This is a genomic window from Actinocorallia populi (genome assembly GCF_002995495.1).
Lineage (GTDB): Bacteria > Actinomycetota > Actinomycetes > Streptosporangiales > Streptosporangiaceae > Actinocorallia > Actinocorallia populi.
Map to the genome: position 1 here is coordinate 342,255 of NZ_PVZV01000008.1, position 22,298 is coordinate 364,552.

Below are 22,298 nucleotides of genomic sequence, written 5' to 3' on the forward strand. Positions count from 1 at the left end.
CTGGCGAACGGCGAAGGGCCCGGAAGACCTCCGGGCCCTTCGCCGTGCGGTGGACTACTGCAGGTCGATGCCGCGGATCTGCTTCTCGGCCTGGGTGACGATGCTCTCGATGAGCTCCCCGCAGGTGGGCAGGGAGTCGATGAGCGCGACGACCTGGCCGGAGGCCATGACGCCGAGGTCGGGGCGGCCGTCGACCATGGCGGCCTTGAGCAGCATGGGGGTGTTGGCGGCCATGAGGACCTGGGACCAGGTGAGGTCCTTGCCGTGCTTCATCGCCAGACCGTCCTGGATCATGGTCTTCCAGGACTGGCCGGAGATCTTCTTGAAGCGGGCGGCGTTGCCGACGGCGCGCAGCGTGCGCGAGACGGGGTTGGTCGCCTCCAGCTCGGTCACCAGCTCGCTCTGCAGGACGCGGTGGGGCATGCCGTCGACCTGGCGGGTGACCAGGGTGTCGTTCTTGCCCAGGTAGACCTGCTTGACGGCCTCCGGCACGGAGCTGTCGGCCGTCAGGAGGAAGCGGGTGCCCATGGCGACGCCCGCGGCGCCGTACATGAGGGCGGCGGCCAGGCCGCGGCCGTCGTAGAAGCCGCCCGCCGCGATGACGGGGATGTCCACGGCGTCGACGACCTGGGGGAGCAGGACGGTCGTGGCGACGGCGCCGGTGTGGCCGCCGCCCTCGCCGCCCTGCACCAGGACGGCGTCCGCGCCCCACGCCGCGACCTTCTCGGCGTGGCGGCGGGCGCCGACCGAGGGGATCACGACCAGGCCCGCGTCCTTGAGCTTGGCGATGAGCTCCTGCTTGGGCGCCAGCGCGAACGACGCGACCTTCACGCCCTCGCGGATCATGAGGTCGATCCGGGCCTTGGCGTCGGTGGCGTCGGCGCGCAGGTTCACGCCGAACGGGGCGTCGGTGCGCTCCTTGACCTCGTGGATGGCGTCCTCGAGCTGCTTGAGCGTCATCGTCGCCGACGCCAGGATGCCCAGGCCCCCGGCGTTGGCGACCGCCGAGACGAGCTTGGGCCCGGCGACCCAGCCCATGCCGGTCTGCACGACCGGGTGGCGGACGCCGACGAGCTCCGTCAGCGCGGTGCGGATCATGACTTGACCTCGCGGTCGCGCAGGCCGCGCGGGTCCAGGACCTCGCGCAGGACCTTCAGCTCCTCGTCGGTCGGGGTGCGGGACTCGGGGACCTCGTCGGGGATGACCAGCTCGAAGCCGGTCTGCTCCACGACGGTCTCCACCGCGACGCCCGGGTGCACCGAGCGCAGCCGCATCCGGCGGTCCTCGGTCTCGAAGTCCAGGACGCACAGGTCGGTGATGACGCGGCGGATCTCGTGGGCGCCGTTGTTCCAGCCGACACCGCTGATCATGTCCACCTTCTCGGTGAACACCCGGGTGGAGTGCCGGGAGATCCAGTACGACGTCGGGTTGCAGCGGGTGTTGCCGGGAGCCCCCCGCGAGCCCAGGAGCTGGGACTTCGGCTGGGCCCAGTCGCCGACGCACGAGATGTTCGTGTTGCCGTGCGCGTCGATCTGGGACGCGCCCATCATGACGTGGCGGCGGCCGTTGAGGACCAGCCACAGGTGGTCGCGGAACGGCATCCAGCCCTCGACGTCGCCGGCCTTGGCGCCGAACGGGATCGGCTCGGCCGTCAGCAGCGGGCCGCCGTCGGTGGTGAGCAGGTCCGGCTCGAACGTCGAGCGGGCCAGGCGGGCGCCCAGGACGGAGCAGGTGCCCATGGCGGCGGCGAGGATCTCGCCGTCGCCGCGCCAGGCGTCGGCGCAGGCGGTGACGCAGATCTCGGCTCGGGTCACGGTCACTTTCCGGCCTCCTCGACGTAGGACTTCTGGCGGGCCTCGTCACGGGGGTAGTCCGGGAGGCATTCGGTGAATCCGGCGCCGCCGGGCACTTCCACCACGCCGGCGGTGTGCATGCGGCTGACCAGCAGCGTGGAGGGGTGGCCCTCGAAGCGCTCGACGAGCTGCTCGCACGAGAGGTACGTGCGGGTCGCGGCCTTGGCGAACAGGTCGTCCATGTACGGGTCCATGCCCAGGTACTGGCCGTTGCCGCGGGCGTCGGCGCGGTTCATGTGCACGAACGCGACGTCGAGCTTCAGCGCGGGCACGGCGACGAGCTCCTCATCGCCGTACGGGTCGGTGACCGTCTTGAGCTGGGGGGCGTACTTGAGCACGTCCGAGCCGATGCCGACGGGGGTCGGCAGGAAGGGCAGGCGGTGCGCGGCCGCGTACAGGCCGAACATGAACATGCCCTCGTCGTACTCGGTGAACTCGATGGCGCCGGTCTGGCGCGCCTTGCGGAAGTACGGCTCCAGCGCGATCGAGTCGAGCGTGACGAACGGCGCGACGACCCGCTTGACCTTGCCCGCGGCGCACAGCATGCCGACGTCGGGCCCGCCGTAGGACACGACGGTCAGGTCCCGCACGTCGGTCTTGCACAGCGCCTCGACGAGGGCCATCGGCTTGCGCCGCGAGCCCCACCCGCCGATGCCGAGCGTCATGCCGCTCTCGACGTTGCCGACGATCTCCTCGACCGAGATGACCTTGCTCATTTGCTGCTGCCCTCCACGAACGCGTCGCGGTGCCGGTCGCCGGCGCCCTGAAGATTGAGTTCGAAGGTGAAGCCCTGCTCGAAGCGGTAGGAGCGGTTGACGTCGACGGGGTCGATGCCGTTCAGGCACTCCTTGGCGCGGCGGATCACGAACGGGTCCATGACCGCGATGCCGCCGGCGACCTCCATGGCCTTGGCCCGCAGCTCCTCGCGCGGCACGACCGCGTGGACGGAGCCGAACGCGTGCAGCTGGGCGGCGGTGGCCGTCTGGGCCGTGTAGACCATGGCGCGCATCAGGTGCTGCGGCACGAGGCGGGCCAGGTGGGTGGCCGCGCCGAGCGCGCCCTGCTTGACCTCGGGGAGCCCGAAGGTGGCGTCCTCGGCGGCCACGACGACGTCGGCGTTGCCGACCAGGCCGATGCCGCCGCCCAGGCAGAAGCCGTGCACGGCCGCGACGACCGGGACCTCGCACTCGTAGACGGCCTTGAACGCGGCGTGGCAGCCGCGGTTGGCGCCGAGGAGGGCGTCGAAGCCCTCGGTGCGCTGCATCTCCTTGATGTCGACGCCCGCGTTGAAGCCGCGGCCCTCGGAACGCAGCACGACCACGCGGACCTCGGGGTCGCGGCCCGCCGCGGTGACGGCGTCGGCGAGGTCGAACCACCCCTGGACGGTCAGGGCGTTGACGGGCGGGGCGTCGACGACGATCTCGGCGATCCCGTCCTGCCCCTTCGTGGTGGTGAGGATTCCCATAAGCTACCTTCGGTCTCAATCTAACATTTGTTAGAACGTAGCAGGCGGGCCCCAGGGCCGTCACGCCCGATCCCACTGGACGGAGTTGCCAATGATCTGCAAGGACCGCGTGGTCATCGTCACCGGAGCAGGCCGCGGCCTCGGCCGCGCCCACGCGCTGGAGTTCGCCCGCCAGGGCGCCAAGGTCGTCGTCAACGACCTCGGCGTCAGCCGCGACGGCAGCGGAGACCAGACCGAGGGCCCCGCGGCCGAGGTCGTCGCCGAGATCAGGGCCATGGGCGGCGAGGCCGTGGCCAGCCCGCACGACATCGCCACCGACGACGGCGCCAAGGCGCTCGTCCAGCTGGCGGTCGAGACCTTCGGGCGGCTGGACGTCCTGGTCAACAACGCCGGCTTCCTGCGCGACCGCATGCTCATCAACCTGGGCGAGGACGAGTGGGACGCCGTCATGCGCGTCCACCTCAAGGGGCACTTCCTGCCGCTGAAGCACGCCGGCCAGTACTGGCGGGCCGAGTCCAAGGCGGGCCGGCAGCCCGACGCGCGGATCATCAACACCTCCTCCGGCGCGGGCCTGCTGGGCAGCGTCGGGCAGGGCAACTACTCCGCGGCCAAGGCCGGGATCGTCGGCCTGACCCTGGTGGCCTCCGCCGAGCTCGGCCGCTACGGCGTCACCGTCAACGCGATCGCGCCCGCCGCCCGCACCCGCATGACCGAGGAGGTCTTCGCGGCGACCATGGCCAAGCCCGGCGAGGACGAGTTCGACGCGATGGCGCCGGAGAACGTCTCCCCGACCGTGGTGTGGCTGGGCTCCCCGCTGGCGGCGGACGTCACCGGACGGGTCTTCGAGCTCGAGGGCGGCAAGATCACCGTCATGGAGGGCTTCCGCCACGGCCCGACGGTCGACAAGGGCGAGCGCTGGGACCCCGCGGACGTCGACACCGCCGTTCGGGATCTTCTGGCCAAGTCCGCCACTCCTGAGCCTGTTTATGGCGCTTAGACCGATCCACTCCCATCCAGCGGGATGAGAGGCAGCGGTTCCCGCTCGCCGGTACGTACCGTCTTGGTCATGCTGACCCAGGACGACCGGCGAGCGGCAGCCGGCCTGCTGTACACCGCCGAGCTGGAGCGGGCCCCCATGGCCCCGTTGACCGAGGCCTTCCCGGCCATCGACGCGGTCGACGCCTACGAGATCCAGCTCCTCAACATCAAACGCAAGCTCGACGCGGGCGCCGTCATCCACGGCCACAAGGTGGGTCTTTCGTCTGAGGCCATGCAGCGGATGATGGGCGTCGACGAACCCGACTACGGGCACCTCCTGGACGACATGGCGCTGCGCCAGGACGTCCCGGTCGAGATCGCCCGCTACTGCTACCCCCGGGTGGAGGTCGAGGTCGGCTTCGTGCTCGGCAAGGACCTCCCCGGCGAGGACTGCACCGAAGAGGACGTGCTCGAGGCCACCGAACGGGTCGTGCCGTCCCTGGAGCTCATCGACAGCCGCATCCGCGACTGGAAGATCAAGCTCGCCGACACCATCGCGGACAACGCCTCCTCCGCCGGGTACGTCATCGGCGAGGGCGTCTCCCCGGCCGGGATCGACCTGAAGGCCATCGACGCGACGCTCACCCGCGACGGGGAGTTCGTCGTCTCCGGCCGCTCCGACGCCGTCCTGGGCAACCCCGTCACCGCCGTGGCATGGCTGGCGCGCAAGGTCGCCTCCTTCGGGGTGCGCCTCCACGCCGGCCACGTCATCCTGCCCGGTTCCTGCACCCGGGCGATCGACGTCGCCGCGGGACAGACCTTCACCGCCGAGTTCACCGGCCTCGGCTCCGTCTCTCTCACCTTCGAGTAAGGGGTGATCATGGCAACCGCCGCCATCGTCGGTCCCGGCAACATCGGCACCGACCTGCTGTACAAGCTCCTGCGCAGTGAGCACATCGAACCCCGCTACATGATCGGCGTCGACCCCGAGTCGCCCGGCCTCAAGCGCGCCGCCGGCCTGGGCCTGGAGACCAGCCACGAGGGCGTCGACTGGCTGCTGTCCCGCGACGAGCTGCCCGACCTGGTCTTCGACGCCACCAGCGCCTACGTGCACCGCGCCGACGCCCCCCGCTACAAGGCGGCCGGCATCCGCGCGATCGACCTGACGCCCGCCGCCGTCGGCCCCGCGGTCGTCCCGCCCGCCAACCTGCTCGAGCACATCGGCGAGGACAACGTCAGCCTCATCACGTGCGGCGGCCAGGCGACCATCCCCATGGTCTACGCCGTCTCGCGCATCGTGCCCGTCGAGTACGCCGAGATCGTCGCCTCCGTGGCGTCGGAGTCGGCAGGCCCCGGCACCCGCGCCAACATCGACGAGTTCACCAAGACGACCGCGCGCGGCGTCGAGACGATCGGCGGCGCCGCCAGGGGCAAGGCCATCATCATCCTCAACCCGGCCGACCCGCCGCCGCTGATGCGCGACACGGTGTTCTGCGCGATCCCGGCCGACGCCGACCGCGACAAGATCACCGAGTCGGTGCTGGACGTCGTCGCGGCCGTGCAGGAGTACGTGCCCGGCTACCGGCTGCGCGCCGAGCCGCAGTACGACGACCCGACGCCGATCAGCGGCGGCCTGGCCCGCGTCGCGATCTTCCTGGAGGTGGAGGGCGCCGGCGACTTCCTGCCGCCCTACTCCGGCAACCTCGACATCATGACCGCCGCCGCCACGAAGGTCGGCGAAGAGTTCGCCAAGCAGATCGCGGGAGCCTGACCATGCCGTACAACGACGAATGGGACATCCGTATCACGGACTCGTCCCTGCGTGACGGGTCCCACCACAAGCGCCACCAGTTCACCGTCGACGAGGTCGTCTCCATCGTCGAGGCCCTGGACGACGCGGGCGTGCCCGTCATCGAGGTGACCCACGGCGACGGGCTCGGCGGCTCGTCCTTCAACTACGGGTTCTCCAGGACGCCCGAGCAGGAGCTGATCAAGGCGGCGGCGAAGACCGCCAAGCGCGCCAAGATCGCCTTCCTGATGCTGCCGGGCGTCGGCGTGAAGGACGACATCCGCGAGTCCGCGGACAACGGCGGCTCCATCTGCCGTATCGCCACGCACTGCACCGAGGCGGACGTCTCCATCCAGCACTTCGGCCTCGCCCGCGAGCTGGGCCTGGAGACCGTCGGCTTCCTGATGATGTCGCACACCCAGCCGCCGGAGGTGCTCGCCAAGCAGGCCCGCATCATGGCCGACGCGGGCTGCCAGTGCGTCTACATCGTCGACTCGGCGGGCGCGCTCATCCTCGAGCAGACCTCCGACCGCATCTCCGCCCTCGTGGCGGAGCTGGGGAACGACGCCCAGGTCGGCTTCCACGGCCACGAGAACCTGGGCCTCGGCGTCGCCAACAGCATCGCCGCCGTCCGCGCGGGCGCCCTGCAGATCGACGGCTCCGTCCGCCGCTTCGGCGCCGGCGCCGGCAACACCGCGGTCGAGGCGTTCGCCGCCGTCTGCGACAAGCTCGACATCAAGACCGGCATCGACGTCATGAAGATCGTCGACGCCGCCGAGGACGTCGTCCGCCCCACCATGCCGTCGGAGTGCAACCTCGGCCGCATGGAGATCATGATGGGCTACGCCGGCGTCTACTCGAGCTTCCTCAAGCACGCGGGAGCCCAGGCCGAGCGCTACGGCGTCTCGGGCGCGGAGATCCTCCTGCGCGCCGGCCAGCGCAAGCTCATCGGCGGCCAGGAGGACCAGCTCATCGACATCGCCCTCGAACTGGCGGCCGAGAAGAAGTCCTGACCCTCCCTCCCCGACGGGCGGCTCCTCCCTCTCTCCAGGAGCCGCCCGTCCCCCTTTCCACCACGGCCTGCATGAGCACACGCCTACAGGCCGATGACGCGCACCCGCGATCCGCACAGCTTGATCATGTCTTCGGCATCGGACGTGAGCACCGCCACCGGCCCTGGTAGGCGTAGCGCCACTTCAGCGACCATGGCGTCGATGGCGTACTTGTGCCCGTGCAGCCCTGCCCCCTTCAGGAGTTGGGCGCTGCGGCGGGCACTCTCCTTGGTCACCGCCTCTACCCGGATACGGGACAACAGCCGGTTCAGGCGAGCCGTGTCCACGCCCCCGTACGAAACCTCGATGATCGTCGCAGCCGACATGGCGACATCGACCCCGTCGCGCTCCGCCTGCTCCAAGAGCCGCATCACTTTACGGTCCTGGTCGATCCACGAGGAGAGACCCTGTGAGTCGAGCACCAGCGACTCGACGTTCACGCCACGCGCTCCCCCCCGTCGATCCCGTGCAGGAGCACGTGGGCCTCAGCCATCTCTTCATCGGTGAACGCACCGAATTCATCTTGGTAGCGGTCCAGCTCCTCCCGTAGAAGTCTGCGCCGCTCAGCCCGTTCCGCCAGCTCGGTGATGTAGCCGGAGACGTTGTCCGTATGCGATTTCATGCTCTCCAGCAGCTCTGCCGGCAGTGTGATCGTTACTTTCTTCGTCTTCGCCATATCGCGACCATACCACGGTGTTACCGCTGTGAGCGGGGAAGTGAACCGCGTAGTCGAAGCGGCCCGCATCATGCTGGGCCGCCGCTGCCGGGGTTTGTATTGGTGCGGGAGTGCATGGGTTCATGTGGAGGTTGGCGGGGTTCATTGGCGCCTATTGTGATTTCTGTGGCTTTAATCGAAAGATCCCCAGATGGTAGTTATGTTGCTTGTCGGTGACCACCACTTCATGTCGTCGGTGGAGATCATCGAGCGGGCGACGACCTGCAACCCGGCCTGCGGCGGCTACGACCGCACCGCGGGCAAGGGCATGGGTCACCTCTTCGAGCTCGACGAGGACGGGAACCTCCTGCGCGACATCAAGCTCGGCGAACTCGACACCGAACCCGGCTTCGACGCGTGCGAATTCCGCGTCGGTCAGTCCCGGCCCGAACTCGATCCGGCTGAGACCACGAAGCCGTTCGGCCGCACGCTCACCGAGCCGGGCGCCTTCTGAGACGATCACCGATGAAGGTTAGCCGCCTTGTCGGTCGACGCTCGATCCCCCGCACGTCGGGAAGACATTGGCCGCTATGCGAAGGTCATCGAGGTCTATGGCGAGGAGCGGCCCCCAGAGCCCAGAGGCGGGCGTGAAGTACGGATCATCGTCCGTGACGACAAGACGACGAACGACCACAACAGGAAAAGTACGAGGAGCCTTGGGACATCGGGCAAGGCACCTGGGCTGTGAAGGAACTCCCCGGTGAGCGGCTCCTCTTCCGGCGCAGGCTCGGAATCATCACCGGTGCCTCTCAGCCGCGCGGGGAGATCCTGAGGGCGGTGCGGCCTCTCTCGGACTCGCCGATCTCGATCCTCACGGAGCGCAACGCCTGATCGATCTCCAGCAGGCTCCACGGTCCCATGCCCCTGAGCCTCCCACCCGGCGGTGACATCGGCGGGGCCCGAGCATCGCTCTTCGTTCGGCCGTCGCCTCTCGTCCCGCCACGGCGGTCGGAGGTTCTTATGCCGCGGGGTCGGCGGACAGGCCTACCTGGGGGCCCACGTCGTCGGCCTCGGCGGCGGCCAGTACCGCCTGCAGCAGGTCGGGGAAGCGCTCCTGCAGGTCGGCGCGGCGCAGGGTCACGTAGCAGCGGGTGCCCTCCTGGCGGGTGCGGGTCAGGCCCGCGTCCCGCAGTACCCGCAGGTGGTGGCTCAGGGTGGACTTGGCCACCGGTGCGCGCAGCTCTCCCCAGCCGCGCTCGCGGCCGTCGGCCAGCAGCCGGACCAGCCCCACCCGGATCGGATCGCTGAGCGCGCCCATGATCCCGGTCAGGGATATATCGCCAAGATCGGGATGTTGCGCCTGCTTCATGGCACCATGGTAGCTTGTTCGATGTTTCACGAACATCGAACAAGGAGTCCGCCATGACCGAGACGCCTGCCGCCGGTGCTTCTCCGGACCGTTTCGCCGGCCGGGCGGTCGTCGTCACGGGGGCCGGGTCCGGTATCGGCCGCGCCACCGCGATCGCCTTCGCCCGCGCCGGCGCCCGCGTCCTGGGCGTCGGCCGCCGCCCCGACGCCCTGGACGACACCGCGCGCCACCATCCGGGCATCACCGTGCTGGCCGCCGACATCCGTGCCGCCGGTGCGCCCCGGGCGGTCGTCGACGTCGCCGCCGAACGGTTCGGCCGCGTCGACGTGCTGGTCAACAACGCGGGCGCCACCGCCCTCATGCCGCTGGCCGAGGCCGACGCCCGGCGGATCGGCGACCTGTTCGACCTCAACGTCACCGCACCCAGCCTGCTGGCCGCCGCCGCCCTGCCGCACCTGCGCGCCACCGGCGGCTCGATCGTCAACGTCTCCAGCACCTACGGCCACCGGCCCCTGCCCGGCGCCGCCCACTACGCCGCCACCAAGGCGGCCCTGGAGCACCTCACCCGCAGCTGGGCCCTGGAACTGGCGCCCGACGGCGTCCGCGTCAACGCGCTGGCCCCCGGCCCCACCGAGAGCGAGGCCCTCACCGCCGCCGGCCTCCCCTCCGCCGCCGTCGACCAGATCAAGGCCGACGAGGCCTCCCGCATCCCGCTGGGCCGCCGCGGCCGCCCCGCCGAGATCGCCGCCTGGATCCTGCGCCTGGCCGACCCGGCCGATACCTGGCTCACCGGCCAGATCCTCACCATCGACGGCGGCCTGGAACTCCTGTGACCGGCACGGGTCCCGCAGGGCGGAAGGCTCTCCGCGTTCTTCCCGGACCGGCAGCCCGTCGGGCTACGCCTTGCGGGGCGAAAGCGCGGGGCGGGGTGATCCCTCTTACATGGCCGGTTGGGGCGCGGGGGAGACCGGTTAGGCCGGTTACGTCAGGGGATGATCGGTTTTGTGGATTTTGGTGGTGATGTCAGGAACAGGGCGCTGAGGGCCGGGTACCTGCTGCTCCTGGTGGTGCTGGTCTCCCTGGCGGTCTGGGCCTTCTGGCGGGTGCGGAACGTGGCGATCCCCGTGCTGCTGGCGGTGTTCATCTCGTCCATGACGGTGCCGCCCGCGCGGTGGCTGGTCCGCCGGGGGCTGCACGCGGCGCTGGCGACCACCCTGGTGTGGCTGGGGGTACTCGCCGGGGGAGCGCTCACGGTGGTGGCGCTCGTCCCGATCACCGCGGCGGGCATCGACGACCTGAGGCTCAACGTCGACCGGTTCGCCGTGGACGTCCAGGAGGCCGCCGCCCGCTTCGGCGTGAGCGAGACCCGCCTCACCGAGCTCACCGAGCAGGCCGGGGACTGGCTGTCCCGCCAGCGGGGCGACATCGCCGACGGCGCGATCACCGGCGTCATCATGACCGGCGAGATCCTCGTCGGCGCCGTGCTCGCCCTCGTCCTGGCCGTCTACTTCACCCACGGCGGCTCGAAGCTGCTCACCTGGCTCACCGGACTGGCCCCCGAGGACTCCCGCGAAGGACTCCGCTCGAGCGGTTCCGTCGTCTTCCAGGTCATCGGCAGGTACATGCGCGGCGTGGCCTTCGTGGGCCTCGTGGAGGGCGCCCTCATGGGCCTGGGCCTGTGGCTCCTCGGCGTCCCCCTGGCGATCCCCCTGGCCGTCCTGACCTGGATCGGGGCCTTCTTCCCCATCGTCGGCGCCTTCCTCGCCGGACTGCTGGCCGCGATCGTGGCCTTCGCCGCCAAGGGCTGGCTCATCGCCCTGGTCGTCGTGGTCCTCGCCGTCGCCGTCCAGCAGATCGAGGGCAACATCCTGGCCCCCCAGGTCTACGGCCGCGCCCTCGACCTCCCCAGCCCCGTCGTCCTCGTGGCCATCGCCCTGGGCGCCGCCCTCGCCGGCATCGCGGGCGCCTTCTTCGCCACGCCCCTCACCGCCGCCGCGGCCGCCCTCCTCCACCACCACCGCTCCACCGGCCTCCCCGACGAGGGGGAAGGCGAGGATCCATCACCGGGGACGAACGGCGGCTCGACCGCTCCCGCGTCACTGAGGAAACCCACCGCGGATGTCAGCCGGGATCCTGATCGAGACCCTCCCGGGTGATGAGGACCTCGACAGGGTCGACGGCGAGCCCTCGGCCCGGCCCTCAGCGGCGGGTGCGGCGGCAGTCGTAGGCGAAGGCCGCGGGGGCGGACAGGGCGGGGTTCGGAGTGAGGACCTCCACCCTCTCCCAGCCTTCGTAGTCACGGCCGTCCATCCGCCAGAAGGTCCGCTCCACCGGGAGGGTCTGGGGGCCCGTGCCGGGGAAGCGCAGGGTCCGGGCGGGGCCGGACGCCCCGTCGCTGCGGGTCCAGCGGTAGGTCACGGTGACCGGGCCCCGGGAGACCGAGACCGATCCGGAGAAGACGAAGGTGTAGCCCCGTCGGCAGTACGCGTACGCGACGGGCGGGGTGGCGGAGGCCGCGGCCGAGAGGGTGAGGGGCGGGGGCTGGGCGATGTGGACGGTCACTTCGGCGCCGGGCTTGACGGTGGTTCCGGCGGGCGGGTGGGTGCTGACGGCCGTGCCTTCGGGGGCGTCCGTGGTCTCTCTGACCGCGTGTTCGGGGACGAGGCCGACGTTTCGCAGTGACTGTGCGGCGGCTTCGTAGGACGAGCCAGCGACGTTCGGGATGGTGACGTCCGGTACCGGCGGGGCCTGCGCGACGTACAGGGTCACGGAGGCACCTGCCGTGATCTGGGCACCGGCCTTCGGGTCGGTCGAGATGACCTGCCCTCGGGGGACGGTGCCGTTCCGCTGCGGCACGATCACCGGCTTCAGGCCCGCTTCACGGATGGCCTGCGCGGCTCGGTCCTGCGGCAGCAGGGTCACGTTCGGCACAGATGCGGATGCGTTCGCCGGTGCCTTGGCCACGTAGATGGTCACCTGCGAGCCCCGTTCGACCTCCGTACCGGCGTCCGGGGAGGTGGAGACGACTTTCCCAGGCTCGCCCGAGACCTCTCGGCTCACCCGGCGAGGGGTCAATCCCAGATTCTGGATGATGGCCTCGGCCTCGGCGTAGGAGCTTCCCCGCACGTCGGGGACGGTCACCGCGTAGACCGGTGACCGTTGCGCGATGACCAGACCCACCAGCGCGTCACGGCCGACGTCCGTGCCGGGCGCGGGATCGGTCTCGATCACGGTTCCCGGCTCGTGCTTCAGGGACTGCTTGAACATCACGTACGGAACGAGCGCCGCAGCACGGACCTTCTTCTCGGCGTCCGCCTGCTGTGCGCCGACGACGTCCGGAACGGTGCCCGCAACCGATTCCGCCGCCAGGGCCGAAGTCGACGGCCGCACGATGAGCGACGCGTCCTTCGCATCACCGGACGACCTCGTCAGCAACACGGCCAGGCAGGCGACCAGGCTGAGGACCACCCCCACGAGGACGGCCTTCCCGATCCTGCTGGACGGCAGCAAACCCTTCCTGGAAGGTTTCGTTCGGACTGCCCCGACGGCGACCGGGACGACCTTCTCTTCCTCTTCCGGCGGTTCTTCGTCTCCTGGAGCCTCATCCGCTGACTTCTCCGACAGCGCCAGCACGGCAAGCTCGGCGACCGCCATGGCGAGGATTCTCATCCCGCGCCGTTCCCAGTCCTCCCCGTACGCGGCCTCCGCGACGGCCTCGAGCTCCGCGGCGAGCTCAGCCCCGTTCGCAGCGCGTTCGCGGCGGTCTTTCGCGAGCCCCTGCCGGAGCAACCCGCGCACCGCCTCGGGCACCTCCTCCACCGGAATAGGCGCCCGAACGCACAGTTCTTCCAGCTCGGCGACCGTGGCCGCCTGATACGGAGGACGGCCGGTCAGACACTCGAAGAACACCGCTGCGGCCGCGTACACATCGCCTACGGGCCGGACCAGCCCATGCCGCCACCGTTCAGGCGGCAGGTACGTGGGAGTGCCGCCGGTTTCCGCCCGGTCACCGGTGCGCGGGACGATCCCGAAATCCACCAGGGTGGTCACGCCTTCAGCGGTGATGAGGATGTTCTCGGGCCGGTGGTCCCGGTGCATCACCCCCACCTCGTGCGCGCAGGACAGCCCCAGCAGCGAGCCCTTCCACACGGCCAGCGCCGCCTCGGGCTCCAGCGGGCCGCGTGCGGCGAGCACCTCCCGCAACGAGACCCCGTCGACCAGGTCCATCACGACCGCGGCCCCGCCGCCGGTCTCGACGTACTCCCGCACCCGGACGACATGTTCGGATTCCAGGCCCGCGAGCAGTGCCGCTTCCTTCCGGAACTCCTCCCGGAACCGCGCGTCGCCCGCCAGCCACTCTGCGAGGTACTTCACCGCCACCAGGGACTCGCCGTCCCCGTCGACGGCCATCACGACGCGTCCTGAGGCCCCCGCCCCCACCTCCCGCAGATCCCGGTAACCCGGTACCCGCCCACCCACCGCAAGGTCCATCCGTATCCCAGTCTCGGTCGCACAAAATGCGCTGATCAACCACCCCAGCGGCAGTAAACCGCACAAAGTGCCCCGGGAACGGAGGTGTACTGCAATGTTTCCGAAAGTAGATCAAGTTCTCGTCCGAACGCCGGAAGGGCCGCCCGCGGCGGCGGGCGGCCCTTCCGGCGGGCGTTCAGCGTTCGCGGACGCGGACCAGGTAGTCCAGGACGAGGCCGATGGCGATCAGGCCGCTGACGACGTTGACGACGATCCCGTACCAGGTGCCGTCGAACAGGACGCTCACGGCGATGTTGACGGCGATGACCAGGCCGAAGAGGCTCCAGCGGAGGGTGTTGTTCATGGGTTCGCCTTTCAGGGGATCTGAGGGGAGGTGCGCCGGCGCAGGGTGAACCGCGCCGGGAGGACGATGGCGGCGGCGCCGGAGCCGGCGACGCCGAGGAGGAGCAGCCCGGCGCCCACCGGGGAGACCGCGGGGAGCGGCAGCCCGGCGACCGCCCAGGCGAAGGCCGTGAGCGTCACCGCGGCGATGAGGGAGCCGATGGCGACGCCGGTGCCCAGGACGATGACGGCCTCCAGGCGCACCATCCGCAGGACCTGCCGCCGGGTGGCGCCGACCAGGCGGAGCAGGGCGAACTCGCGGCGCCGTGCCGCCGTCGCCAGGGCCAGGGTGGTGACCAGGCCGATGACGACGAACCCGGCGATGGCCGCGACGACCACCTGGCTGAAGAACCCCTGGAGGCGGAGCGCCTGGGAGAGCTCGGCGCCGAACGCCGCACGGTCGACCACCCGCGCGCCGGTGTAGGCGGAGGCGACCGCCCGGAGGTCGGCGTTCCCCTTGACGAGGACGTGGTCGTCCAGGGCCGTGGAGGAGTGCGCGGCGACGAGGTCGTGCGGCAGGAGCACGTCGCCGAGGCCCAGGCCGCGGTCGTAGACGGCCGCCACGCGGAGCTCGACGCGGGCGCCGTCCCCCAGCCAGAGCGGGACCGCCGAGCCGACGCGCAGGCCGCCCGCCACCTCGCGGCTGAGGGCGACGGTGCCGCCGCGCAGGTCGTCGAGCCGCCCGGCGGAGACCTTCGGGTCCATCGTCGCCGCGGCGTCCGCGCCGATCCCGCGAGCGGGCAGGGACCTGAGGGTCTGCTCGCCCAGCTCCCGTACCGCCATGACCACGGTGGTGGACTTGACCGGTGCGGCGGCCGTGACGCCGGGCTGCCGGCGGACGGCCTCCGCGGCCTCGCCCGGAAGCCCCGCTCCGGAGGACGCCAGGATCTGGTCGGCGAGGTTGCCGTCCGCGGCCTGCGCGGTGGTCGCGCGGACGACCGTGGACTGCGCGAACAGCTGCGTCCCGGCGAAGGCGATGGCCAGCGCGACCGGCGTGATGATCGAACCGGCGCGCAGGGCGGCCGCGGCTCCGGCGTGCTGGGCCATCCGCCCGGTGACCGGCGCCGCCAGCCGGACCGCGCGCCCCAGCACCCGGCCGCCGACCCGGGCCGCGAGCGGTCCGAGCAGGGCGGTGGCGATGATCAGGGAGAGGACCAGGCCGCTGACCGAGGCGAGGGCGACGTCCCCGCCCGCGGCCATGGACGTTCCGAGCGCGCTCAGCCCGAGGACGAGGAACACCGCTCCGGTGGCCACCCGCCAGCGAGGCAGCCCGGCGGGCTCGACCGCGCTCTCGCCCAGCGCCTGGACGGGAAGGATCCTCGACACGCGCAGGGACGCCACCAGCACGGTGAGGACGGCGATGAGCAGCGTGACGGCGAACGCGGCCAGCACGGGCAGCGGGCTGAGCGACAACCCGAACCCCTGCGGCAGAACACCCCTGCCGACCATCGCCGAGTGCGCCCAGGCCCCGAGGGCGAGCGACACGAGACCGCCGAGAAGCGCGGCGGGCGCCCCGACGGCCCACGTCTCGCGCATCAGCAGTCGGCGGACCTGCCCGGGAGTCGCCCCGACGGCCCGGAGCAGCGCGAACTCCCGTGCCCGCTCCCGGATCACCAGAACGATGAGCCCGCCCACGACCACGAGCGCCGTCAGGACGGAGGCGCCGCCGAGCGACGCTCCCATCTCCAGGACGTCGCTCCGGGCGAAGGCCACGGACAGGTCCTCGGCCTCGCCGCGCGCCGACCCGGTGGCCACGGTGAGGCCGGGCGCGGCCGCGCGCAGGGCGTCCGAGGACACACCGGAGTCCGCGAGCACCGCCAGGACGTCGGCCTGGCCGGGATGCCCGTAAAGCGCCGCCGCCGTCTCCGCGGTGAAGAACGCCGCGTCAGGCCCGGCCGAGACCAGCCCGACGACCCGGTACGGCTGCGGTCTCCCGTCGGCCTGCAACCGGACGCGCTGCCCCAGGGCCGCACCCGCCGACTCGCTCAGAACGACCTCGTCCGCGGCCCGCGGTGCCCGTCCGGCGCTCAATTCGTAAGGGCGCAGGACCGCCGAGGCCCAGCCGTGACCGGTCACCGGCCGTCCCGAATCCGTCAGGACGGGGAACGAGACGTCGGCCACCACGTCCTGGACGCCGGGAACGGCGCGCAGCCGGTCGGCCGCCGCGATCGGAACGCGGGCGCGCTCGGCCAGCGGCCGTGACTGCTTCGCCGGCCCCTCGCCGAGCCGCTTCACCCGCGTCTCGACACGTTGGGGCCCCGTCACGACGGCGGCGGCCGCCCCGAACCGCTCGACCGGGGCGTGCGCCCGCAACGCGGACTCCAGCAGCACCCCGCACGCCCCGATGAGCGCCGCGGCGAACGTCAGCGCCACGAACACACCGGTGAGGGCACCCTTCTTCACAACGTCTCCCAACGGGCGGCCACGGAGGAGGGGGAGGGGTCGGCCAGCTCGTCGACGATCCGCCCGCCGCTGAGGAAGAGCACCGAATCGGCCCAGGCGGCCGCCGCCGGGTCGTGGGTCACCAGGACGAGCGTCTGGCCGGTCGCGTCGACCGTCTCGCGCAGGAGCCGCAGCACGTCGCGGGCCGTGCGGGGGTCCAGGGCGCCCGTCGGCTCGTCGGCGAAGACGACCTCGGGCCGGGTCACCAGCGCGCGGGCCAGGGCGGCGCGCTGCTGCTGGCCGCCCGACAGCTCGGACGGGCGGTGCCGCAGCCGGTCGGACAGCCCGACGCGGCGCACGACCTCCTCCAGCCACGCGCGGTCGGCGCGGACGCCGCCGAGGTGGAGCGGGAGCGTGATGTTCTGCTCGACGTCCATGGACGGGACCAGGTTGAAGTCCTGGAAGACGTACCCGATCCGCTCCCGGCGCAGCCGCGTCCGCTTGGTCTCGCTGAGCCGCCCGATGTCCACGCCCCCGATCCGGACGGTGCCCTCGGTGGGCCGGTCGAGACCGGACGCGCAGTGCAGGAACGTGCTCTTGCCCGACCCGGAGGGCCCCATGACGGCGGTGAACCCGCCGCGCCGGAACGTCCACGTGACGCCGTCCAGCGCCCGCACGGGACCGTAGGTCCTGGTGACCGCGTCCAGACTGACCGCCTCCGCGGTCGCCTCGGCCGTCATGGTCATGTTCTTCCTCCGTCGTCGATGCCGCTCACCTGGTCGAATCTAGATTTCGGCGGGTCCTGGCACATGGGCGCGCTCTCCCGAATCGATGGTGTAGCGGGCTACACCATCGGCCTGGGAGCAGGCCGTGCTGCACGGAGGCCGACCTCCCCTTACGGTGGACGGCGAGGTGAGCATGAGCCACGACACGAGGCTGAAGAAGGTTCTGAGACGCAGCGCGAACGCCACGGGCGACCTGGTCTCGGGATTGCGCACGGCACTGCCCGCGATGCTCGGCCTCGCGCCGCTGGTGGCCGTCCTGGTGCTGCTGTTCGCCACCCTGCCGTGGCTGCCGCAGGCCGTGAAACCGCTGCGGCGGCTGGCGAACGCCGAACGGCAGCGGGCCGGGCGGATACTGGGCCGCGAGATCCCCGAGCCGTACCGGCCTTCGCACGCCTCCGAACTGCAGCAGGGCATCATGATGGTGCGTACTCCCACCTTCTGGCGGGACGCCGCCTGGATGGTGGTGCACGGCTTCACCGGCCTGGTCGCGGCCGTGCTCGCGGTCGGAGTGTGGGCGGGGATCCCGTTCACCCTGTCGCTGCCGCTGTGGTGGTGGGCGGCGCCCGAAGGTTCCCAGGCCGCGTTCATCACCCTGGACAGCTGGCCGAAGGCGCTGACGATGCCGTTCGTCCAGGGCGCCTTCTACGTCTTCATCCTGGTCTGGCTCGTGCCGAGGCTCGCGCGATGGCAGGCGCGGTTCGCCGAGCTGATGTTGCGGCCCGCCAGCCGGACCAGCCTCGCCGAGCGGGTCGAGCAGCTCACCGAGACCCGCGCCGAAGCCCTGGAGGCGCACGGCGCGGAGCTCCGCCGCATCGAACGCGACCTGCACGACGGCACCCAGGCCCAGCTCGTCGCCGTCGCGCTGCGCCTCGGTCTGGCCGACCGCCGCTTCGACACCGACCCGGAGGCCGCCCGCACTCTCTTCCTCGACGCCAGGGACGGCATCGAGGAGGCTCTCACCCAGCTGAGGACCGTGATCCGCGGCATCTACCCGCCGATCCTGTCCGACCGGGGCCTGGCCGGAGCCGTGCGCGCCCTCGCCGCCGGGCAGCCCATCCCCATCGAGACCGAGGTCGACGAAGGACGGGTGCCCGCGGCCGTCGAGGCCGCCGCCTACTTCGTCGTCGCCGAGGCGCTCACCAACGTCGCCAGGCACAGCGGCGCCGCCCGCGCGTCCGTCACCGTCCGCCGCGACCGGGACCGGCTGCTGATCACCGTGCGGGATGATGGCAAGGGCGGGGCCGACGACGGCCGCGGCAGCGGCCTGGCGGGCATCCGCCGCCGGGTGGCGGCGTTCGACGGGGCCACCCGCCTGGACAGCCCGGACGGGGAAGGGACGACGCTCGAGGTGGAGCTGCCGTGCGGATCGTGATCGCCGAGGACAACGTCCTCCTGCGCGAGGGGCTCGTCCTGCTCCTGAACTCCGAGGGCCACGAGGTCGTCGCGGTGGTGGGCGACGGCCCCGAGGTGCTCCCGGCCCTGCTCGAGCACCGCCCCGACGCCGCCGTCCTGGACGTCCGGCTGCCGCCCGGCTTCCGCGACGAGGGGCTGCGCGCCGCGATCCAGGCGCGCAAGGCGCTGCCGGGCCTGCCCGTGCTGGTCCTGTCGCAGTACGTCGAGGAGACCTACGCCGCCGAACTGCTCGCCGGAGGCGCCGAGGGCGTCGGCTACCTGCTCAAGGACCGGGTGAGCCGGGTCGACGAGTTCCTGGACGCCCTGGGCCGCGTCGCAGGCGGCGGCACAGCCCTGGACCCGGAGGTCGTCTCCCAGCTGATGACCTCCCGCCGCGACCCCCTCCAGGAGCTCACCCCCCGCGAACGCGAGGTGCTCGGGCTGATGGCGCAGGGCCTGGACAACACCACCATCGCCACCACACTGGTCATCACCGAGCGCTCCGTCAGCAAGCACATCGGCGCCGTGTTCGCCAAGCTCGGCCTCCCGCCCACCGACAGCGGCCACCGCCGCGTCCTCGCCGTCCTGGCCTACCTCAACTCCTGAACGATCCCCGGGACACCGGCTGACCTGCGGTGATCGTACCGGCGGGCATCGACGGTACGGATGCTCCGCATAAGAGAGTTCTATTTCCCACGAGCCGCCTCCGAAGTCCAGAGTGATGCGTGCCACATCCCCCTCGGATCCTCGGAGAGGCACACATGTCCCACCCCTCACCCCCTCGCCGGGCGGGCACGCTCCAGCTGGCGCTGCTGCTCGTCGGCAGCTGCATGCCCGTGCTCGGGGCCGTCCTGCTCTCGCCGGTGCTGCCGGCGATGACCGACCATTTCGAGACGACGGCGGGGGCCGACATCCTCGTGCCGGTGGTGCTGACGCTCCCGGCGCTGTTCATCGCGCTGGGCGCGCCGTTCGCGGGGCTCATCGCCGACCGGTTCGACCGCAAGCGGCTGCTCGTCGGGGGAATGGTCGCCTACTCGGTGTTCGGCACCGCCCCCCTGTACCTGGACTCCCTGCACGCGATCCTGGCGAGCCGGGCGCTGGTGGGCGTCTGCGAGGCGGCCATCATGACGTGCTGCACCACGCTGATCGCCGACTACTGGTCCGGGTCGAAGCGGATCCGCTACCTGGGGTTGCAGACGCTGGTCACCACGGTCGCGGCGACCGCCTTCATCGTGGTCGGCGGCGCGCTCGGGGCCGCCGGATGGCGGATGCCGTTCTGGTTGTACGCGGTGGCGGCGCTGGCGGCGATCCCCATGGCGCTGTACCTGTGGCAGCCCGAAACCGTCCGCCACGAGAAGGAGGAGCCGGTCACCTGGCCCTGGCGGAGGCTGGCGCTGCCCGCCTCGATCACCGTCGCCGGCGGGCTGGTGTTCTACACGCTGATCGTGCAGCTGTCCTTCGTGCTGGACGACGCGGGTGTCTCCAAGACAGCCGCCATCGGCGGTATCACCGCGGTGATGTCGCTGGCCACCGCCGTCGGGGCTGGGCTGTTCGCCAAGACGTCGCGGCTGGGCGCCCGCCCGCTGCTCGTGGGGGAGTTCGCCCTGGCCGGGGCGGGGCTGCTGCTCGTCGCGGTGGGCGGACCCCTGCCGCTGATCATCCTGGGCGCCGTGCTCACCGGTTTCGCCACCGGGATGCTCCTGCCCACCCTCGTCACCTGGGCGGTGAACGGGCTGCCGTTCGCCCAGCGCGGGCGCGGCACCGGGATCTGGACGGCCGCGCTGTTCCTCGGGGAGTTCCTCTCGCCGCTCGCCGTCGGGGCGCTCGCCGCGGCCACCGCCGGTCTCGGGGCCTCCCTCGCCATCCTCGGCGGAGCCTCCATCCTGCTGGCCGTGCTGGTCGCCACCGTCCTGGCCGTCCCGTCCGGCGCGTTCGGCCCCGCGGAACCCGCCGCGGCCTGACCTGCACGAACGCACCGGAGGCGCGGGCGCCCGAGGCCGCGCCTCCGCCGCCGCGTCCGGGCCGCCGGTGGCGCAAGCGACACGCCGCTCGCGGTTAGGAGCGATCACGGTCCGGGGATTGTCAGGTTCGTGGACGTTGAGGCCGGGCTGCGGCGCAGGACATTGAAAGCCGGACACCGGCTGCTCGTGGTGGTGCTGGCGACCCTGGCGGTCTGGGCGGTCTGGCAGGTGCGGACCGTGGCGATCCCCGTCCTGGTGGCGGTCTTCATCGCCTCGGCCACGGTGCCGCCCGCGCACTGGCTGATGCGGCGCGGCATGCATCCGGCCCCGGCCACCACCGTGGTGTGGCTCGGGCTGGTCGCCGCGGCGGCGCTGCTGGTGACGCTGCTCATCCCCGTCACCGTGGCCGGCATCGACGACCTGACGTTCAACCTCGACAGGTTCGTCGCCCGCCTCCAGGGCACCGCCGTCCGGTTCGGCGTGGACGAGGCGCGCTTCACCGACCTGGGCGACCAGGCCCGGCAGTGGCTCTCCGAGCAGTCGGGGCGGATCGCCGGGGGAGCGCTCACCGGCGTCATCGCGACCGGCGAGATCCTCATCGGCGCCGTGCTCGCGCTCGTCCTGGCGATCTACTTCACCCACGGCGGCCCGAACCTGCTCGTCTGGCTCACCGAGCTGCTGCCCGAGTCGTCCCGCGAGGAGACCCGCACGGGCGCGTCCATCGTCTTCCACGTCGTGGGCCGGTACATGCGGGGCGTGGCGCTGGTGGGCTTCGTGGACGGGTTCTTCATCGGCATCGGCCTGCTGCTCCTGGGCGTCCCGCTGGCGATACCGCTGGCCATGCTGACCTGGATCGGCGCCTTCCTGCCGATCGTCGGGGCGTTCCTCGCCGGGCTCCTGGCCGCGGTCGTGGCGTTCATCGCCAAGGGCTGGATCGCCGCGCTGGCCGTCGTCGCCCTCACCATCGCGGTCCAGCAGATCGAGGGCCACGTGCTGGCCCCCCAGATCTACGGCCGCGCCCTCGACCTGCCGGGCCCCGTCATCCTCATCGCCATCGCCCTCGGCAGCACCCTCGCCGGCATCGCGGGCGCCTTCCTCGCCGCCCCCGTGACCTCCGCCGTGGTGGCGCTCCTGCACCACCGGGCCGAAGTCCGGGAGCGGCCCGCACAAAAAAATCTTGGTACGTCGGGAATTGAGTCTGGGTGACTCATGTTTTCTCAGTCGAGACCCGTAAGACGGGGTCGAGGGAGAAGGAGAAGAGAACATGAGCACTGTGTCGCTGTGGCGCTGGGACCCGTTCGCCGAGTTCGACGGCCTGGTCCGGGAGGCGCTCGCCCCGCGCAGGGGCGAGGTGCGGGAGCGCGGTTTCGTGCCCGCCGCCGAGGTCGTCCGCCGGGAGCAGGATGCCGTGGTCAGCGTCGAGCTGCCGGGCGTGGACGCGGCCAGGGACGTCGCCGTCGAGGTGCACGCCGGCCGGCTGGTCGTGCGCGGTGAGCGCCGCGACGAGCGGTCCGGCGAGCGGGGCCGCCGCGAGCTCCGCTACGGCGCCTTCCGCCGGGAGTTCGTCCTGCCCGACCACGTGACCCCCGAGGCGGTCACCGCCACCTACGACGCGGGGATCCTGAACGTCCGGGTCGCCGGCGCCTTCGCCGACGCCGAACCCCACCGCGTCCCCATCACCACCGGCGGCGCCGAGCGCGCCGCCGTCGAGAAGGGGGAGCCGGCCGCCTGACCCCGGCCCGCGA

General features: G+C 71.7%; 23 protein-coding genes. 12 read left to right on the plus strand and 11 right to left on the minus strand.

Annotation, left to right across the window (positions count from 1 at the left end; translation table 11 throughout):
• Nucleotides 1-54: 54 nt before the first annotated feature.
• The 4 genes from C2865_RS30930 to C2865_RS30945 are packed head-to-tail and all read right to left on the minus strand — an operon-like array spanning nt 55 to nt 3,318.
• Complete coding sequence (locus C2865_RS30930; RefSeq protein ID WP_106402140.1) at nt 55-1,098, minus strand: NAD(P)H-dependent flavin oxidoreductase; 1,044 nt, start codon at nt 1,096-1,098, stop codon at nt 55-57.
• A complete protein-coding gene (locus tag C2865_RS30935; protein ID WP_232835898.1) occupies nt 1,095-1,820 on the minus strand; it encodes a CoA-transferase subunit beta in 726 nt (241 codons plus the stop codon). Before C2865_RS30935 ends, C2865_RS30930 begins: the two co-directional genes overlap by 4 nt.
• Nucleotides 1,817-2,569 carry a CoA transferase subunit A gene (locus C2865_RS30940; protein ID WP_106402141.1) on the minus strand — a complete coding sequence of 251 codons (753 nt, stop codon included), beginning with the start codon at nt 2,567-2,569 and terminating at the stop codon, nt 1,817-1,819. The genes C2865_RS30935 and C2865_RS30940 overlap by 4 nt, the downstream gene beginning before the upstream one ends.
• A complete protein-coding gene (locus C2865_RS30945) occupies nt 2,566-3,318 on the minus strand; it encodes an enoyl-CoA hydratase family protein (RefSeq protein ID WP_106402142.1) in 753 nt (250 codons plus the stop codon). The genes C2865_RS30940 and C2865_RS30945 overlap by 4 nt, the downstream gene beginning before the upstream one ends.
• 91 nt (nt 3,319-3,409) lie before the next feature.
• On the opposite strand from C2865_RS30945, the gene C2865_RS30950 reads away from it, so the two are divergent.
• The 4 genes from C2865_RS30950 to dmpG all read left to right on the plus strand — a co-directional run bounded on the left by C2865_RS30950 (nt 3,410) and on the right by dmpG (nt 7,098).
• Complete coding sequence (locus tag C2865_RS30950; protein ID WP_198653725.1) at nt 3,410-4,315, plus strand: SDR family oxidoreductase; 906 nt, start codon at nt 3,410-3,412, stop codon at nt 4,313-4,315.
• A 69-nt stretch (nt 4,316-4,384) separates the two neighbouring features.
• Nucleotides 4,385-5,167 carry a 2-keto-4-pentenoate hydratase gene (locus C2865_RS30955; RefSeq protein WP_106402220.1) on the plus strand — a complete coding sequence of 261 codons (783 nt, stop codon included), beginning with the start codon at nt 4,385-4,387 and terminating at the stop codon, nt 5,165-5,167.
• A 9-nt stretch (nt 5,168-5,176) separates the two neighbouring features.
• Nucleotides 5,177-6,067 (plus strand): acetaldehyde dehydrogenase (acetylating), encoded by an 891-nt coding sequence (locus tag C2865_RS30960; protein WP_106402221.1) that lies wholly within the window; start codon nt 5,177-5,179, stop codon nt 6,065-6,067.
• Nucleotides 6,068-6,069: 2 nt separating this feature from the next.
• A complete protein-coding gene (dmpG, locus tag C2865_RS30965) occupies nt 6,070-7,098 on the plus strand; it encodes a 4-hydroxy-2-oxovalerate aldolase (RefSeq protein WP_106402144.1) in 1,029 nt (342 codons plus the stop codon).
• Nucleotides 7,099-7,181: 83 nt separating this feature from the next.
• On the opposite strand, the gene C2865_RS30970 is transcribed toward dmpG, so the two are convergent.
• Together C2865_RS30970 and C2865_RS30975 are read right to left on the minus strand one after the other, a co-directional pair.
• Nucleotides 7,182-7,577 carry a PIN domain-containing protein gene (locus C2865_RS30970; protein WP_106402145.1) on the minus strand — a complete coding sequence of 132 codons (396 nt, stop codon included), beginning with the start codon at nt 7,575-7,577 and terminating at the stop codon, nt 7,182-7,184.
• A complete protein-coding gene (locus C2865_RS30975; protein ID WP_106402146.1) occupies nt 7,574-7,813 on the minus strand; it encodes a hypothetical protein in 240 nt (79 codons plus the stop codon). Before C2865_RS30975 ends, C2865_RS30970 begins: the two co-directional genes overlap by 4 nt.
• 199 nt (nt 7,814-8,012) lie before the next feature.
• Here C2865_RS30975 and C2865_RS30980 point away from each other — a divergent pair, with 199 nt between their 5' ends.
• Nucleotides 8,013-8,306, plus strand: a complete 294-nt coding sequence (locus C2865_RS30980; protein ID WP_106402147.1) for a hypothetical protein — start codon at nt 8,013-8,015, stop codon at nt 8,304-8,306.
• A 504-nt stretch (nt 8,307-8,810) separates the two neighbouring features.
• Here the strand turns inward: C2865_RS30980 and C2865_RS30985 are convergent.
• Nucleotides 8,811-9,161, minus strand: coding sequence for an ArsR/SmtB family transcription factor (locus tag C2865_RS30985; protein WP_106402148.1), 351 nt, complete (start codon nt 9,159-9,161; stop codon nt 8,811-8,813).
• Nucleotides 9,162-9,214: 53 nt separating this feature from the next.
• Between C2865_RS30985 and C2865_RS30990 the strand changes: the two genes are divergently transcribed.
• Nucleotides 9,215-9,994 (plus strand): SDR family NAD(P)-dependent oxidoreductase, encoded by a 780-nt coding sequence (locus C2865_RS30990; protein WP_106402149.1) that lies wholly within the window; start codon nt 9,215-9,217, stop codon nt 9,992-9,994.
• Between the two features lie 159 nt (nt 9,995-10,153).
• Nucleotides 10,154-11,317, plus strand: a complete 1,164-nt coding sequence (locus C2865_RS30995) for an AI-2E family transporter (RefSeq protein WP_106402150.1) — start codon at nt 10,154-10,156, stop codon at nt 11,315-11,317.
• Nucleotides 11,318-11,360: 43 nt separating this feature from the next.
• Here C2865_RS30995 and C2865_RS31000 read toward each other — a convergent pair whose 3' ends face one another.
• The 4 genes from C2865_RS31000 to C2865_RS31010 form a co-directional block, all read right to left on the minus strand.
• Nucleotides 11,361-13,652 carry a PASTA domain-containing protein gene (locus C2865_RS31000; RefSeq protein ID WP_106402151.1) on the minus strand — a complete coding sequence of 764 codons (2,292 nt, stop codon included), beginning with the start codon at nt 13,650-13,652 and terminating at the stop codon, nt 11,361-11,363.
• Between the two features lie 175 nt (nt 13,653-13,827).
• Nucleotides 13,828-13,995, minus strand: coding sequence for a hypothetical protein (locus C2865_RS39630; protein WP_157963963.1), 168 nt, complete (start codon nt 13,993-13,995; stop codon nt 13,828-13,830).
• A gap of 11 nt (nt 13,996-14,006) precedes the next feature.
• Complete coding sequence (locus C2865_RS31005) at nt 14,007-16,436, minus strand: ABC transporter permease (RefSeq protein WP_106402152.1); 2,430 nt, start codon at nt 16,434-16,436, stop codon at nt 14,007-14,009.
• The gene (locus C2865_RS31010; RefSeq protein WP_198653726.1) at nt 16,433-17,161 is read right to left on the minus strand and encodes an ABC transporter ATP-binding protein; all 729 of its coding nucleotides are present in this window, start codon (nt 17,159-17,161) and stop codon (nt 16,433-16,435) included. The genes C2865_RS31005 and C2865_RS31010 overlap by 4 nt, the downstream gene beginning before the upstream one ends.
• 172 nt (nt 17,162-17,333) lie before the next feature.
• Between C2865_RS31010 and C2865_RS31015 the strand changes: the two genes are divergently transcribed.
• The 5 genes from C2865_RS31015 (at nt 17,334) to C2865_RS31035 (ending at nt 22,285) form a co-directional block, all read left to right on the plus strand.
• Nucleotides 17,334-18,572, plus strand: coding sequence for a sensor histidine kinase (locus C2865_RS31015; RefSeq protein WP_106402223.1), 1,239 nt, complete (start codon nt 17,334-17,336; stop codon nt 18,570-18,572).
• Nucleotides 18,560-19,198, plus strand: coding sequence for a response regulator (locus C2865_RS31020; protein ID WP_106402153.1), 639 nt, complete (start codon nt 18,560-18,562; stop codon nt 19,196-19,198). Before C2865_RS31015 ends, C2865_RS31020 begins: the two co-directional genes overlap by 13 nt.
• A gap of 155 nt (nt 19,199-19,353) precedes the next feature.
• Complete coding sequence (locus C2865_RS31025; RefSeq protein ID WP_106402154.1) at nt 19,354-20,553, plus strand: MFS transporter; 1,200 nt, start codon at nt 19,354-19,356, stop codon at nt 20,551-20,553.
• 129 nt (nt 20,554-20,682) lie between these two features.
• On the plus strand, nt 20,683-21,759 hold the full coding sequence (locus C2865_RS31030) for an AI-2E family transporter (RefSeq protein WP_157963965.1): 1,077 nt from the start codon (nt 20,683-20,685) through the stop codon (nt 21,757-21,759).
• 58 nt (nt 21,760-21,817) lie between these two features.
• Nucleotides 21,818-22,285, plus strand: a complete 468-nt coding sequence (locus C2865_RS31035) for an Hsp20/alpha crystallin family protein (protein WP_106402156.1) — start codon at nt 21,818-21,820, stop codon at nt 22,283-22,285.
• The last annotated feature ends 13 nt before the right edge of the window (nt 22,286-22,298 follow it).